Origin of the sequence: Carnobacterium gallinarum DSM 4847 (assembly GCF_000744375.1) — a bacterium.
Lineage (GTDB): Bacteria > Bacillota > Bacilli > Lactobacillales > Carnobacteriaceae > Carnobacterium > Carnobacterium gallinarum.
Map to the genome: position 1 here is coordinate 1,860,005 of NZ_JQLU01000005.1, position 13,860 is coordinate 1,873,864.

Below are 13,860 nucleotides of genomic sequence, written 5' to 3' on the forward strand. Positions count from 1 at the left end.
TGCTTTTTTCTAGGTTACCCGCTCTTGCTCTGAATAAATAGACAAACCGTAATCGATTTTTTATTTATCTAAAAGCATAGACAATTTGATTGATACCAAAGACCATAAAGTAAAAACCAACTAAAAAACTAAGTGTTAGGGCTGAAGAAATTGGATTAAATAAAAGCATCAAGCCTAAAATAATTCCTAAGATAGTTACAATGACAGTAAACCAAAGATGTCCAGTACTTACATTTTTAGCTAAGTCTAAAGTAAATAATCCTAAGATAGAATCAATTAAGAACCAAGTAGCAAATACATAAGGTAAAATAGTTATGCCGATATCTAGATTGAATAAAAGGTAAGCACCAATCACAATATTAGCAACTGCGGTAACTATCGGTACATAGGCTTTAATTCCAGTCAGTTCTTTTAATTTATTTCGGAAAAATAGTTCAAATAGCCCTTTTAAGATAGCCATTAGTGCAAAAATAATGACAATTGTTGCTAAGTTTCCAATTGGATCTTGGAAAGAAAATAACGCGGTAATAATAAATAAAACTCCTAAAATTAATGAACCCCAATCTGTTTTACGTTGTGTCATAATTTATCACTCTCTCTTATCGTATTTTTAATTTGCTTGATGTGCTAATAATTGATGATTAACCTCATAAGAGTGAATCACATTAGTAGTCTCTTTTTTTAATGAAGCCATGGTAAATGTAGTTGTATCATGAGGTTGAATGGATAAAGTCAGATTTTTAATATCATAACCAATCCAGTAACCAGTAAAATCGCTAATTTTTGAACCAGGAGAAACTTTTTCTACACCTTTTGCAATGATAAATGGATTAAAAATTTTATATAACGTATTGATTCCAGCTTCTGATTTAAATGGGTAAATAAATTTAGATAAAAAAGTAGCTCGAATAAAACGAGAAGGTGCAGTATAATCACCAGGTAATCCTAGTAGACCAGAACCACTTTCAATTTGATTTAGTAAGATATCATTTGTAAGTGTTACTTTTCCACGATTAGAATCCGTTAATTCAATATAATTTCTTAAATTAGTTAAGTGCCAATCATAAGTAGGACTATTTGTCATTATTCCAATCGTATTTTTAAAAATAACAAATCCGCCATTATCCGTCGGTTCTAAAACAATTGATTCACCACTCTTATCAGTAAAAGTATAGTGTAGCGGAACAATTGGGCTAGCCCCTTTAGGAGCGATATCGATAAAGGGTTGATAGCTGCCAATCATTAAGCCGAAATTCGTCATAGCTTCAGCAATTTCAGCGACAGTCGCATAATTACTTAAAATCCAAGTCACTACTTCTTCACCGTATAAAGGCGTTAAACCACGTTTGTTTAGATTTTCAGAAGTATCCCAACTACATTCTTCTAGATATTGTAAATCACCTACAAGTCCTGCTTCGTTCACTCCATCAAAAAATAAGTAAGAATCATTCATATTAATTCCCATAAAGCGGTATTTGGATACCCAAGTTAAACTTTCTCCTTTAATTTCATAATTTTCTGGAATAATCGTTATTTTGCTATTTACTGAAAAGGGATCGAAGGTAAAATCCATTGTTCTACCCCAAAAAATATCATTTTCAATTGATTTTAACATAATATTTGTACACATATCGTAACATCCTCCCTTTAACTATTTTTATTATAGCTAAAGGAAAGTGAAAAAAGAATCTACAAAAATTTAGAAATGTCAGATAATGAACAGATTTAGAAATATGTCTAGTTAGTGAAGAAGTGTTGGATTTGTTTATATTGAACGTAATGGGTAAAGTGAGGAGTTAAAATAGAACAACATAATTTAAAATTATCCTATTCACCAGCGAGTTGATACGGTTTCTTTGATAACTCTCATTCCTTTAGTTAGTATTATAATGCATGGTAGGTTTCAGTAAAATTAAAAGTTGCCTTTTTTAGTGTATTTTTCTATAATAAGTATAGTTAATAAAGTTTGTTTATTAAGGGAGGGCTATTTTATGAGGGCCAGTAAGCCACAAACTATTAAAGCACATAATTTGACTTTTTTAACACAAATTATCAAAAATCAAGGCCCATTATCTAAAGGTGAATTGGCTAAATTAAGTGGTCTAAGTGTTGTAACGATGAATAAATTGATTCCTGAACTAGTTGCATCTGAAGTAGTACAAGAATTTTCAGATTCAGTAGTGACAGGCGGTCGCCATGCAGTTTCCTACGAATACAATGCTCAGTATCAATTATTGTTAGTGATTCAGTTAATTGAAAAAAATCAACAAATTGTTTTTAATTTTTATATTAGTGATTTATACGGCACTATTTTAAGACAAGAAGAAAGCTCTGATTTAGCATTTTCATGGGTGGAGCTAAAAGAAAAAATCCAGAAATTCTTAATAGAAGAGCCGAAAATCAAAGGGATTAGCATTGGTATTCCTGGTGTAGAAGTTGAGGGAATCTTGAAAATGAGCGATCATCCGCAGTTAATCGGGGTTCATTTGCGTAAGGAGATTGCGTTAGAGTTTCAGTTACCTGTAACGATTGAGAATGATATTAACGCCGCTGTTTTAGGCTACGCAGCTAAGCAAGATGGAAAGAATGAAAGCATTGTCGGAATCTACTATCCAAGAGATTTTCCACCAGGATCTGGGATTTGGTTAAATGGTCAGATTGTGAGAGGTCGTAATGGCTTTGCTGGAGAAATTAAGTATTTGCCATTAACGGCTAAATGGCATGAAGTCCCAGTGTCAGAGATTGACTTAGCCAAAAATATGTCAGAAGTGATCCAAACAATTATTAGTATGTATGATCCTAATGAGATTGTGATTTATACTGAATCAAAGCGCTTATTGAAGGAAGATAGGGTATTTATTGAAGCGAGTTTATTTGCTAAATTTTCAACAATTAAGCTACCAAAATTAGTTTCATCGGCTAGCTTTGACCAAGATTATCTACATGGCTTACTTGTGCAGGGAATTGAGTTAATTGAAAAAATGCAGGAATAAAATTCAGAATGGGGAGTGTTAAAATGAAAAGTGAGAAAGAGAAGATGTTAGCAGAAGAATTATATCTTGCTAGTGATGAAGAATTAGTGGCAGATGTAAAACGTTCGAGACGATTAACGCGTTTGTTTAACAGTACAACAGAAGAACAGTTAAGCTATCGACAAGATTTGTTAAAGGAATTATTTGCAAAAACAGGTGAGAAAATTTATATTGAACCACCATTTTATTGTGATTATGGCTCAAATATTGAAATTGGAGAGAACTTTTATGCCAACTTTGATTGTGTGATTTTAGATGTGGCTGCTGTGGAAATTGGGCGAAATGTTATGTTTGGACCAAAAGTTAATCTATTTACAGCAGGACATCCAGTTGATCCTGCTGTTCGGATTTCAGGCTTAGAGTTTGGACGTAAAATCACAATTGGAGACAATGTTTGGATTGGTGGAAATACATCGGTGAATCCTGGGGTTAAGATTGGAGCAAATACAGTTATTGGATCAGGTTCAGTGGTAACGAAGGACATTCCAGAGAATGTAATTGCAGCTGGAAACCCATGTCGCGTTTTACGTCAGATTACAGCAAAAGATACTGAATTCTGGGAAAAGCAACAAAAGTCTTATTGGGCTGATGCAACTAAAAAAGACTAAATAGAATGGAGCAAATACGATGATTAAAATGGTGACAGTGGATATGGATGGAACATTTTTAAAGCCGACAAATGAGTATAATCGTTCGCGATTTGAAGCAATCTATCAAACAATGGTAAAGCAAGATGTTAAATTTGTAGTGGCTAGTGGCAATCAATATTATCAACTAAAATCTTTTTTTCCCGAAATAGCGGAACAGATTTCTTTTGTAGCTGAGAATGGTGCTTTAGTAATCAGTGAAGGAGAAGAACTTTTTTGTGGTGAAATGGATCTTGAATTAGTTGGTGAAATTTTAATCTTTTTAGCAGATTTACCAGAAGTTCGGACGATTCTTTGTGGGCGCCAAAGTGCCTATGTTAGCCAAGAGACAGATCCAGTATTTGTCGATTATGGACGGATTTATTACCATCGTTTAAACGTTGTTCCGAATCTATCAGAATTAACGGAGGATACTTTTTTCAAATTCGCTTTGAATGTTCCAGAAGAAATGACGGAAGAAATCGTAACTTTATTTAATCAAAGATTTGATGGAGAGATTACGGCAGTTACTAGCGGTCATGGCGATATTGACTTAATTATTAAAGGATTGCATAAAGCGAATGGAATTCAATTATTACAAAAAAAATGGGGAATTCATGAAGATCATATTGCTAGTTTTGGTGATGGAGGCAATGATGTGGAGATGTTGCGCCATGCAGGACACAGTTATGCGATGAGTAATGGCAGTCAAGTTGCTAAAGATGCAGCCAAATTCGTAGCACCAAGCAATCATGATGAGGGGGTACTCGTGATTATTGAACAATTATTGGATAAAAATCAAAGTGAGAAAGCTTAATGAAATCAACGCTTTATACACATAGATTTAATTAAAAAAACCCCTGATTGGCTAGAGATATTCTAACGAATCAGGGGTTTTTTGTGTTTTGATAAGCTGATTTAATCTATGCTAAGTTGATCTTTATGATAATGAGTGGACATTTCCTTTTTCAAGAACCAGCTGGAAATTGCAAAAGATAAAACATCTGAAATAGGAACGGATAAAAAGATTCCAGTTAATCCAAAGAAACGAGATAAAATTAAAATCAATGGAATCAGCAATAAAATTTGTCTACTCAAGGTTAAAAAGCTAGCAATCTTAGCTTTTCCAACAGCTTGAAAATAACTAGAAAAAATAATCTGCATGCCAACAATAGGCAAAGCAGCAAACCAAATCCGAATTGAGGGAACACCTAAACGAATAACATCAGGTTCTTTGTTAAACATTGTAATAATAGGAACGGTCATAAATTGAACCACTAGAAATCCTGCAACAACAATAATAGTCGCTGCAATTGCCGCATCTCTTAAAGTATCCTTTACACGTTGCATCTTATCAGCACCGAAGTTATATCCAATAATAGCTTGCTGACCTTGAATGATACCAGAAACAGGCATTAATAATAAAGTTTGAAAACTAGTGATAATTCCAACCGTCGAGACAGCCAAATCGCCACCATTTATAGCTAAGCTACCATTCAGAATAATGTTTAAAATACTATTAGAGAGCTGCATTAAAAAGATGGGCATACCTGTTTTAATAATTTCTAGCATATAGGTTACTTTTGGCTTTAATAATTTTAAGGTAATTGGAATATAACTTCTTTTGCTACATAAGAAGGCTAACTGCCAAACCGCACTAAGGAACATTCCGCCAATCGTTGCATACGCGGCACCTTTCATTCCCCAACCAAACTGAACAATAAAAATATAATCAAATAAAATATTAAATCCGGCACCAAGTAATTGAGAAATCATAGCATTCTTAGGGTTTCCTTGAGCCCTCGAAAAATTATTTCCATACATTGAGATAGCTTGAAAGACACTCCCAAATAAAATAATACTTAAGTAATCCACCGCATACGGTTCCACTGCTTCACTAGCACCTAAAAAATATAGAATTGGTTCAATAAATAAATTGCCAAAAATCATAAACAACAGTGCAAAAAAGAGAATCAAAAGAAAAGCATTTCCCATATAAGTTGCTGCATCATTTTTGTTTTTTAAGCCTAGTGAGATTGAAAAACGAGTTGCCCCACCAACACCAACTAGTAAACATAAGGCCAGTGAAATCAAAGTAACAGGATAAGTCACCGTAATAGCCGCTAAGCCTAGCGAACCAATATCTGGTGTATTTCCAATAAAAATGCGGTCAACAATATTATAAATTGCACTCACAACCATTCCAATAATTGCAGGAATAGAAAATTCAATTAAAAGCTTTCGAGTACTTTCCGTACCCATTCGGTTAGCATCCATATAAAACCCCTTTCATAAATCCATATTCTTTAATTATAGACTACTGATTTGAAGATACAAGGAGTGAAGATGAATTTTTTATTGAAACGGTCATTATTGATGTTAAACTAAATAGATACACTATAAAGACAGGTGGTGCAAAATGGCAATCATAAAAATTTATATTCATCCTAAAAAAGAGGTGGATAGTTATTTAGTTGATCTGGATTTAGAAAAAGAGTTTAGCTTGATAAATGAAGAATTTGAAGAGTGGCTAGTTAAAAACACGTCTAATCTTGAATTTGATTGTATTGACTATTTATCAGATCTAGAGCAGCACTATCTTTGTTATTTTGTTACGAATAATGAAAAGCAGGCATGTCAAGAATTAGAACATCTACTAGCTCAAGAATTGCCAATTAAAAGCGAATTTATAATTGAAATTGGTTATTTTTCAGATTGGTTACATGAGGAAGAGTATCAATTCTGGAAGAGGATTATCAGAAAGTAGGAGGTAATTAACAAATCTCTTTAGTCATAAGTTTCTCTTTCCTTTAATTTAGTTTATATTGATCAGCTGTTTCCTTTGAATTAAATAATTTCAAATAATAGACTAAATTAATTGTAGCCTAGAGAAGTTAAGAAAAAGAACCAGTATCTAATTCTTAAAACCAGTTGCATTACACTACGTTTAGTGGTAATATAATTCCTTGTCGGAGGGCGTTTGCTGGATAAGATTATTCTTATCCAGTTTTTTTGCGTTAAATTACCGAAATACAATCGATGAGGTGTTAGAACATGGAAATAAATCCAATAAATTATCAAAAAAATAGTCAACAATTACTTGAACATCTAGATGAGTATACAAAAGAAAAAGTTCGTGACTTAAAAGGCTATGAAAGCAAAAAAATCAGTTATGAACTAACTGAAAACGAAGTTGTTTTAGGTGGAATTGTTGGCGAGATTCATTGGGGAGCATTGCGGATTGAGTTATTTTATGTAGATGAGAAAGCTCGAGGTAAAGGCGTTGGACAAAAATTATTAACACACGTGGAAGCTATCGCTCAAGAAGCAAACTGTTTATTAGTGTTATTAGAAACTTATAGTTTTAATGCGCCTAATTTTTATTTAAAAAATGGCTATCAACAAATTGGACTGATTCAAGATTTCCCATTAGTTGGTGAAAGCCATCATTTTATGATAAAGCATCTTGCTTAAAACTAGAAAAATTTATTTTTTATGATAAGTTAAAGCTATTTGAATGCAAATAGAAAGCTCATTGATTGGGATCAAGGACAATTGCACGATTTTTAGAAAACTCAAGAGTATCCACAAATAATCCTCTAAATGTTTCAACTAAGTTTGCTTGAGAATGGAAGAAAAGAGCCAGTTTATCTGTACCAAAACGATCAATTCGGATGGGTGAACCATAGCTGGGTTGGTTCCATTTTAAACTTTCAGTCATTTCTTCATCAGGAACAATTTCTTTGGCATTATCTAAACTAAGTTGTCTGATTTTTACTAGCGGCTCACTAAATTCAACTGGATAATGAGTGAAAGTAGTAGAATTAAACGAAATCAAAAAAGTTTTAGTTTGTATCTCGGTGTTGAGTCATCGCCAATGATTGCTCTCGTAATAGAAAATATAAGAGGTATACATGATAATTCCAGCAGCCAGTATGGAAAAAGTCATTAGAATAAATAGAACCGTCAAGCCTTTACCAAAAGCCAGTAGGGTCATGGATAAAAAGAACCCAACAGATAGTACGAAACAAAAATTCCGAAGAGCTTTTAATTCAAATAGCCCATGTTTAGGTTTTTTTTGAGGTAGTTTGTTTCTACCTAAAATACGATAGATCTCATCAAAAATGAGATATGCAAAAATAGTAATCATTCCAATAGCTACAAAAAGCAACAGAAAAAATTGTCCCCAGCCCTGAATTAGGGTTAAATGTGGCAAATCAAATCTCCAGAAAAGTAGCACAAAAGTAACAACAAATGAAACTAAAGATAAAATTGCTTTTTTTGATTGATAAGTCATAAAAAAATCCTCCATATACTATGTATAAAACCCGTTATATAAATACTATACTATATCAAATCCCAATTATCAAAAAAATTCCAAATAAAGTTTTCTAGAAAAATAGTAAAAAAAATAATTGACTCATTTAAAGAATATAGTTGTATTTCCTTTTATATTAAGTTGGTACAGAGGCGAATACTGATGGAGTTAAAGTTATAAAACGAAGACAAATACGAAATTTGTGCGCCAATTATTTAGTTAGCCACAACTATTTTAGTTACTAAATACAAAAGAACATAGTTCAATAGATGCCTATAGATAAAGCTTAAAGTGCAATTAAAGTAAGTAGGATAGACAGTTTTTTGGGGTACATCAGTATCTTTTTCTAGATAGATTTTCTTTTCTTCCGTATGGAATTAATAGATCCTAACTATCCATCAGCTACACTTGTAAGCACTAAAAAATCGATAGGTTTCTTTCGTAAAATAGTTCAGATTTTGTTATACTGATGGCAACAAATTAAAGAGCAGGAGGAAACGAATATGCTTACGTGTCAGAGTTGTGGAATGGATGTTGAAAAAGATGAAAATAAAGGAACAAATTCAGATGGCAGCCTATCAACAGAATATTGTGTACATTGTTATAAAGATGGTGCTTTCACAAATGACTTCACTTTAGAACAATACGTGGATAAAGGCTTAGAGTATTCGCCTGATTATCGTGCTGCCAAAACTGACTCAGAAAAAGAAACGATAAAAAAACAAATGATCGGTTATCTATCAAATTTAAAACGCTGGAAGGCTTAATTTTTATTGCAAGTTGTTTATTGTAAAAGAGAAAAAGACTAACTAAAAATAGAAACCATTGAAATTCAGATAAATGAATTTCAATGGTTTTTTAATTTTATTTGGTGGAAATATCTATAGCTTTGCTTTTGAGAATAAAAAATATCGATTAAATTTGTAATAAGCGTGTTCATTTTAGGCCTCTTTGTTTATTCTGTGATAGTATAAAACTAGAGCTACTTCTTTAACGATAAACTAACGAAAAGAGGCTATTCAATGAAAAAACTATTTGATGAAACATTTACTCATGAAGATGGTGCATCTCGGACAATTTGGTATGGTTATCTTCAGGATGAACTGAATGAAATTGTGCTTGATGAATTAACTGAAATTGTTAAATCTGACTTAAAAGAAGAAACAGCAGATAACACTATAACGAGCTGGATTTTTTATTTTGAAGCTAAAAATGAGGATGCTATCGGAGATTCTGTTCGTCAATCGATTATGATTCGAGAAAAAGAACAGGCTTACTCTGTTAACGTGAATATGAGTGACTTTGGCTTTGTGACGAAATTCGATGAGCTTAGTAAGGTTAAAGAGCTGCTAGAATTTAAATTAAATTAGAACAAATAAAAAATACCAAGAATTTTTTCTTGGTATTTTTTATATAGTGTAAGTTCAGCTAAAAATTAATTGGAGCTAATTTTATCATGAGTCCGCCAAATACGATTTTAAGAATTTCATCAATGCAGAAAAACAGCGTGAGACTATAAATTGGTAACAATAAGGCGCAAATTGCATTTAGTGAAACGAGAATACCTAGTAAACCAATTAGCTTTCCATATAAAATCAAACACTTTATTAGTTGTTCTGCTTGACTTTATATTCATGTTCATCTATATTTTATATAGATAGATGTCTATGTGTTTTAGGAGGAATACAAATGAATTATGAAAGAACTTCTGTGGTACTTAAAGCGATGGCAGATCCTAAAAGAATGAAGATTATTGATCTTCTTTCAGGAGGCAGTCTGTGTGCATGTGAGGTGTTAAAGCATTTTGATTTTACGCAACCAACGCTTTCACATCATATGAAAGTACTAGAAACTGCTGGGATTGTTTCGGTGAGTAAGAAAGGGCAATGGCACCATTATATGCTAAGAGAAGATTTTGTCAGAGAATTTATGGCATCTATGGGGAACTTACTTTCTGAGGGTGAAGCAACTCGCATTTGCTCAAATAATGATGTAGCAGTAAAGGTAAAAAGTTAGAATGAGATAAATGCATCCTATCGATATGCAGAGAAGTATAGGGAGAATAAATTATTTTTTCTTATTTAGACTAAGAAATCATACAATAAGGAGCTAGTAATTAAATGACATATGCACTTGAAATAAAGGACTTGAAGAAAGTCTATGCAACAGGCGTTGAAGCCTTACGTGGAATTGATTTAGTTGTCGAAGAAGGGGATTTTTATGCACTCTTAGGTCCAAATGGTGCAGGGAAATCAACAACAATTGGAATTATCACCTCACTTGTGAATAAAACATCAGGTAAAGTAAAAGTTTTTGACTATGATATTGATACAGATCTAGTTCGTGCAAAGCAACAAATTGGTCTTGTCCCTCAAGAATTCAACTTTAATCCATTTGAAACAGTTGAACAGATTGTTGTCAATCAGGCTGGTTATTACGGTGTTTCTCATAAAGAAGCCTTGAAGCGTAGTGAAAAATATTTAAAACAATCAGATTTATGGGAAAAACGCAATGTCCGGGCGCGAATGCTTTCTGGCGGAATGAAACGTCGTTTAATGATTGCTCGAGCATTGATGCATGAACCGCGTTTACTCATTCTGGATGAGCCAACAGCAGGTGTAGATATCGAATTAAGACGTGAAATGTGGACGTTTTTAAGAGAGTTAAATGAAAATGGAACAACAATTATCTTGACCACTCATTACTTAGAAGAAGCAGAAATGCTTTGCCGCAACATCGGAATTATTCAATCAGGTGAGGTAATTGAAAATACAAGTATGAAAACCTTGCTTTCAAAATTACAGTTTGAAACATTTATCTTTGATTTAGCACCGTATGCTAACAAACCTGAAATTACAGGATACGCTAGCACTTTTGAAGATGAACTGACACTTGCAGTAGAAGTTGAGCGAAACCAAGGAGTCAACGATTTATTCCAGCAGTTAAGTGAACAAAAAATAAAAGTTCTTTCGATGCGTAATAAGTCCAACCGATTAGAAGAACTATTCCTGAAAATTACAGAAGAGAAAGTTCGAGTGGAGGAAAAAAATGTTTAGTCTTTATTTTACAGCGTTAAAAAGTTTAGCCGTTAAAGAAACCAACCGTTACTTACGAATTTGGGTACAAACGTTAGTCCCACCAGTAATTACAACGTCATTATATTTTGTTATCTTTGGGAAGATGATTGGTGGTCGAATTGGTGAAATGGGTGGCTTCTCTTATATGGAATTCATCGTGCCAGGTTTGATCATGATGTCTACTATCACAAGCTCTTATTCAAATGTATCTTCGTCATTCTTTTCTCAGAAATTCCAGAAAAATATTGAAGAATTATTGGTGGCACCAGTTCCGACTCACGTTATTATTTGGGGATTTGTAATTGGTGGACTTGGAAGAAGTATTTTAGTAGGAACCTTAGTTACAATCATTTCCTTATTCTTTGTCCCATTGCATGTCTATTCATGGTTTATCGTAATTGTCACACTACTAATGACGGCTATTTTGTTCTCATTAGCAGGGTTAATCAATGGTATCTTTGCTCAATCATTTGATGACGTATCCATTGTTCCAACCTTTGTTTTGCAGCCTTTAACTTATCTAGGTGGTGTATTTTATTCAATCTCAATGTTGCCACCAGTTTGGCAAGCCATTTCTAAGGTTAATCCGATTGTCTATATGATTTCAGGATTCCGTTATGGATTTTTAGGAACAGTAGATGTCCCAGTTGCTATTTCAATGATTATTTTGATTCTTTTTATCGTTGTACTTTATTCAATTTGCTGGTATTTGATTAGCAAAGGTAGAGGATTAAGAAGTTAAGCAAAAATAAGCTATAGAAACTTTCTTTAGAGAGTTTCTGTAGCTATTTTTCTTTTTAAATGAAGAATAGGATAGGGTTTATTAAAGCCATCATGAAAACCATATCTAAGATAGAATTCTTTAGCATTTAAATTTTGCTGATTAACCTTAACTTGATTGATTTATCTATGTTCGATCAATCAAGTCAGTATTTGACTACAAAAACCTTTGCCAATGAAATCTGAATCAATAAACAACCGATCTAATTCTTGTTTATTTGATCCACTAAAGCCAATAAATTGCTTACCTTCAAGCCATAGAAGCAAGTCAACATGAGTTGAAAAATTAGGAATCTGCTCTTTATAAAATAATCGGTCCGTTGCTGATAAAAAATGATGAGTGGCGATGACAGAGCGTTACCAGATAGCTAAAATCACTTCATACGCTTCTTTTGTTGCATCTTTGTTGGTTAACATGACGTTCTCACTTTCTCTTTTTTCAAAGGAACCATTGTCTAGATTTTGGACTATCTGTAATCTAGTGGTAGTATCAACATATGGTAAAATGGAATTACGTTTTGATGGAACAAAAAGAAATGTAGGGGTAGAGACAGAACTAGATGAAAATAAAATTTAATTCGGTGGTGGAAAAGACTTTATTAAAGATGATAAAATCTTAGTAGGATTCATCTAGCAGCTTAAAATAAGTTGAGCCAAGTTAAAACAGAAACTTAGTAAAGGTCATAGGGAGAATCTATATAGAAGTTAAAAAACAGTTATAAATTTAAGATATCGAGGTTTGGCAGAGAAAATGTGGTTCAGTCGTTATATTCACAAAAAAATAGAGATATCTCATGGAGGGAATACTGAAACTTTACAAAATAATTTCTCCCTTTCTTTGAAATGGGATACAGGCCTAAATGATGAAAGATGGAAAGAACAGAGAACTTTTTTTCTGCAGAATATATTATGCTTGATCCAATTAGAAATAGGACAATGCTCTATATTGAAACGACGCACATTGATATTTTAACAGTAGATAAGCGCGCCTTATACATTATGGTATGTGAGCTTGCAAAAGAGGTTCAAGGTCCTATCAGTGATGATAATGAAGAAAATTGGTTAACACTTAAAGAATTTAAAGAAAAACATCAAGAAATTTTAAACTTAACATTTGAAGAAGCAGATGAAATTAGCCTAAAAGAAGTGGAGACAATGACTCCACTAGACGAGCCTGAAGAAAATGAAGTGGATTATTCATGAAGTATCAATTAAAAAGAAGTTAGCAAGGAAAAGTTCGATATTTGGCTTCGTCTGCTGGTAGAAAAATAATTTAATTAAATGATAGTGATACCAGTTTATTAAAACCATACTGATTTAAGAATTTTTCAAACGACTTAAAGTATACAAAAGACGAGTTAAGGAGCGAACTTATAACAACCATTTATCCTTCAATGAAGCTTCATTTTCAGCCTTTTTATAGAAAAAAAGTATCATCAATTACACCAATTTCAATTTAAAAATAGCAAAATGATTTAACAGATAAGGTTAGTAATGCCTTATATCCGAGATATCTATGGCTTGTTTTCGATAAGATAAGGCGAGCGTATAATTTAAGTATCAGTTCTAATAACCTTGCTAAAACAGTTGGAAATGTAAAAAAGGTTAGAAAGAGTGTGAATTTTGGACAAAGGAAGAATTTGAAAAAATCTTCTCTATCCTTGATCTTGCCCCCGCAGAATAGTATGAGTATTTATCATTCTGCACTTGGTTATAAAGAAAACAAAAGAGTTTACCAAACAATAGTGCGATAGATTTAAAAATTATAGTTTATTTAAATAAATTCTTTCTCAACATAGTTAATGATATCTTGAACGAGTCCTTGTTTTATGATTTATAAAATTTATAGTTTGCGCTTTTACATTGATATTAGTAGTGATAAGTTTCTATTTGGGAATAGCCATCTTTAAATCATTTAGAGTATTTTCAACACGTTGTTGTTCTGTCGTTCCTTTATCTATTTCCTCATTTTTCAAGACTTGATAAAAAGTACCATATTGGGTTTTACCTTCTTTCAGTTCGAAACG

Annotated in this window: 17 protein-coding genes; 11 read left to right on the top strand and 6 right to left on the bottom strand. The window is 32.7% G+C overall.

Annotation, left to right across the window (positions count from 1 at the left end; all coding sequences use genetic code 11):
- Positions 1-64: 64 nt before the first annotated feature.
- Both BR43_RS13390 and BR43_RS13395 read right to left on the bottom strand, forming a co-directional pair.
- Entirely contained in the window at positions 65-583 is a 519-nt protein-coding gene (locus BR43_RS13390) for an HdeD family acid-resistance protein (RefSeq protein WP_034562770.1), read from the bottom strand.
- Between the two features lie 27 nt (positions 584-610).
- Positions 611-1,630, bottom strand: a complete 1,020-nt coding sequence (locus BR43_RS13395) for a linear amide C-N hydrolase (protein ID WP_034562773.1) — start codon at positions 1,628-1,630, stop codon at positions 611-613.
- A gap of 361 nt (positions 1,631-1,991) precedes the next feature.
- Between BR43_RS13395 and BR43_RS13400 the strand changes: the two genes are divergently transcribed.
- The 3 genes from BR43_RS13400 to BR43_RS13410 are packed head-to-tail and all read left to right on the top strand — an operon-like array spanning position 1,992 to position 4,475.
- Complete coding sequence (locus BR43_RS13400) at positions 1,992-2,993, top strand: ROK family protein (RefSeq protein ID WP_051933967.1); 1,002 nt, start codon at positions 1,992-1,994, stop codon at positions 2,991-2,993.
- 23 nt (positions 2,994-3,016) lie between these two features.
- A complete protein-coding gene (locus BR43_RS13405) occupies positions 3,017-3,640 on the top strand; it encodes a sugar O-acetyltransferase (protein ID WP_034562775.1) in 624 nt (207 codons plus the stop codon).
- Positions 3,641-3,659: 19 nt separating this feature from the next.
- A complete protein-coding gene (locus BR43_RS13410) occupies positions 3,660-4,475 on the top strand; it encodes a Cof-type HAD-IIB family hydrolase (protein ID WP_034562777.1) in 816 nt (271 codons plus the stop codon).
- 101 nt (positions 4,476-4,576) lie between these two features.
- Here BR43_RS13410 and BR43_RS13415 read toward each other — a convergent pair whose 3' ends face one another.
- The gene (locus BR43_RS13415; protein ID WP_034562779.1) at positions 4,577-5,935 is read right to left on the bottom strand and encodes an MATE family efflux transporter; all 1,359 of its coding nucleotides are present in this window, start codon (positions 5,933-5,935) and stop codon (positions 4,577-4,579) included.
- Positions 5,936-6,077: 142 nt separating this feature from the next.
- Here BR43_RS13415 and BR43_RS13420 point away from each other — a divergent pair, with 142 nt between their 5' ends.
- On the top strand, positions 6,078-6,425 hold the full coding sequence (locus BR43_RS13420; protein ID WP_034562781.1) for a hypothetical protein: 348 nt from the start codon (positions 6,078-6,080) through the stop codon (positions 6,423-6,425).
- Positions 6,426-6,712: 287 nt separating this feature from the next.
- On the top strand, positions 6,713-7,132 hold the full coding sequence (locus BR43_RS13425) for a GNAT family N-acetyltransferase (protein ID WP_034562783.1): 420 nt from the start codon (positions 6,713-6,715) through the stop codon (positions 7,130-7,132).
- A 58-nt stretch (positions 7,133-7,190) separates the two neighbouring features.
- On the opposite strand, the gene BR43_RS13430 is transcribed toward BR43_RS13425, so the two are convergent.
- Together BR43_RS13430 and BR43_RS13435 are read right to left on the bottom strand one after the other, a co-directional pair.
- A complete protein-coding gene (locus BR43_RS13430) occupies positions 7,191-7,496 on the bottom strand; it encodes a DUF1801 domain-containing protein (RefSeq protein ID WP_245617867.1) in 306 nt (101 codons plus the stop codon).
- Between the two features lie 30 nt (positions 7,497-7,526).
- Positions 7,527-7,955, bottom strand: coding sequence for a hypothetical protein (locus BR43_RS13435; protein ID WP_034562785.1), 429 nt, complete (start codon positions 7,953-7,955; stop codon positions 7,527-7,529).
- Between the two features lie 524 nt (positions 7,956-8,479).
- On the opposite strand from BR43_RS13435, the gene BR43_RS13440 reads away from it, so the two are divergent.
- Positions 8,480-8,743 carry a zinc ribbon domain-containing protein gene (locus BR43_RS13440; protein WP_034562789.1) on the top strand — a complete coding sequence of 88 codons (264 nt, stop codon included), beginning with the start codon at positions 8,480-8,482 and terminating at the stop codon, positions 8,741-8,743.
- A gap of 255 nt (positions 8,744-8,998) precedes the next feature.
- Positions 8,999-9,346 carry a hypothetical protein gene (locus tag BR43_RS13445; RefSeq protein ID WP_034562793.1) on the top strand — a complete coding sequence of 116 codons (348 nt, stop codon included), beginning with the start codon at positions 8,999-9,001 and terminating at the stop codon, positions 9,344-9,346.
- A gap of 58 nt (positions 9,347-9,404) precedes the next feature.
- Here the strand turns inward: BR43_RS13445 and BR43_RS20745 are convergent, their stop codons facing one another.
- Complete coding sequence (locus BR43_RS20745; RefSeq protein WP_425393636.1) at positions 9,405-9,575, bottom strand: DUF6609 family protein; 171 nt, start codon at positions 9,573-9,575, stop codon at positions 9,405-9,407.
- Positions 9,576-9,665: 90 nt separating this feature from the next.
- Between BR43_RS20745 and BR43_RS13450 the strand changes: the two genes are divergently transcribed.
- The 4 genes from BR43_RS13450 to BR43_RS13470 all read left to right on the top strand — a co-directional run bounded on the left by BR43_RS13450 (position 9,666) and on the right by BR43_RS13470 (position 13,036).
- Positions 9,666-9,992, top strand: a complete 327-nt coding sequence (locus BR43_RS13450) for an ArsR/SmtB family transcription factor (RefSeq protein WP_034562795.1) — start codon at positions 9,666-9,668, stop codon at positions 9,990-9,992.
- A 104-nt stretch (positions 9,993-10,096) separates the two neighbouring features.
- Positions 10,097-11,032, top strand: coding sequence for an ABC transporter ATP-binding protein (locus BR43_RS13455; protein ID WP_034562797.1), 936 nt, complete (start codon positions 10,097-10,099; stop codon positions 11,030-11,032).
- Entirely contained in the window at positions 11,025-11,795 is a 771-nt protein-coding gene (locus tag BR43_RS13460; RefSeq protein ID WP_034562799.1) for an ABC transporter permease, read from the top strand. The genes BR43_RS13455 and BR43_RS13460 overlap by 8 nt, the downstream gene beginning before the upstream one ends.
- A gap of 908 nt (positions 11,796-12,703) precedes the next feature.
- On the top strand, positions 12,704-13,036 hold the full coding sequence (locus tag BR43_RS13470; protein WP_051933968.1) for a hypothetical protein: 333 nt from the start codon (positions 12,704-12,706) through the stop codon (positions 13,034-13,036).
- Positions 13,037-13,860: the final 824 nt, after the last annotated feature.

What these genes read in the sequence shown, in the direction of transcription:
- BR43_RS13420 (WP_034562781.1), top strand. Translation starts at nt 6,078, where the DNA reads ATGGCAATCATAAAAATTTATATTCATCCTAAAAAAGAGGTGGATAGT.
- BR43_RS13470 (WP_051933968.1), top strand. Translation starts at nt 12,704, where the DNA reads ATGGAAAGAACAGAGAACTTTTTTTCTGCAGAATATATTATGCTTGAT.
- BR43_RS13410 (WP_034562777.1), top strand. Translation starts at nt 3,660, where the DNA reads ATGATTAAAATGGTGACAGTGGATATGGATGGAACATTTTTAAAGCCG.
- BR43_RS13445 (WP_034562793.1), top strand. Translation starts at nt 8,999, where the DNA reads ATGAAAAAACTATTTGATGAAACATTTACTCATGAAGATGGTGCATCT.
- BR43_RS13440 (WP_034562789.1), top strand. Translation starts at nt 8,480, where the DNA reads ATGCTTACGTGTCAGAGTTGTGGAATGGATGTTGAAAAAGATGAAAAT.
- BR43_RS13400 (WP_051933967.1), top strand. Translation starts at nt 1,992, where the DNA reads ATGAGGGCCAGTAAGCCACAAACTATTAAAGCACATAATTTGACTTTT.
- BR43_RS13435 (WP_034562785.1), bottom strand. Translation starts at nt 7,955, where the DNA reads ATGACTTATCAATCAAAAAAAGCAATTTTATCTTTAGTTTCATTTGTT.
- BR43_RS13415 (WP_034562779.1), bottom strand. Translation starts at nt 5,935, where the DNA reads ATGGATGCTAACCGAATGGGTACGGAAAGTACTCGAAAGCTTTTAATT.
- BR43_RS13405 (WP_034562775.1), top strand. Translation starts at nt 3,017, where the DNA reads ATGAAAAGTGAGAAAGAGAAGATGTTAGCAGAAGAATTATATCTTGCT.
- BR43_RS13390 (WP_034562770.1), bottom strand. Translation starts at nt 583, where the DNA reads ATGACACAACGTAAAACAGATTGGGGTTCATTAATTTTAGGAGTTTTA.
- BR43_RS13395 (WP_034562773.1), bottom strand. Translation starts at nt 1,630, where the DNA reads ATGTGTACAAATATTATGTTAAAATCAATTGAAAATGATATTTTTTGG.
- BR43_RS13460 (WP_034562799.1), top strand. Translation starts at nt 11,025, where the DNA reads ATGTTTAGTCTTTATTTTACAGCGTTAAAAAGTTTAGCCGTTAAAGAA.
- BR43_RS13455 (WP_034562797.1), top strand. Translation starts at nt 10,097, where the DNA reads ATGACATATGCACTTGAAATAAAGGACTTGAAGAAAGTCTATGCAACA.
- BR43_RS13425 (WP_034562783.1), top strand. Translation starts at nt 6,713, where the DNA reads ATGGAAATAAATCCAATAAATTATCAAAAAAATAGTCAACAATTACTT.
- BR43_RS13450 (WP_034562795.1), top strand. Translation starts at nt 9,666, where the DNA reads ATGAATTATGAAAGAACTTCTGTGGTACTTAAAGCGATGGCAGATCCT.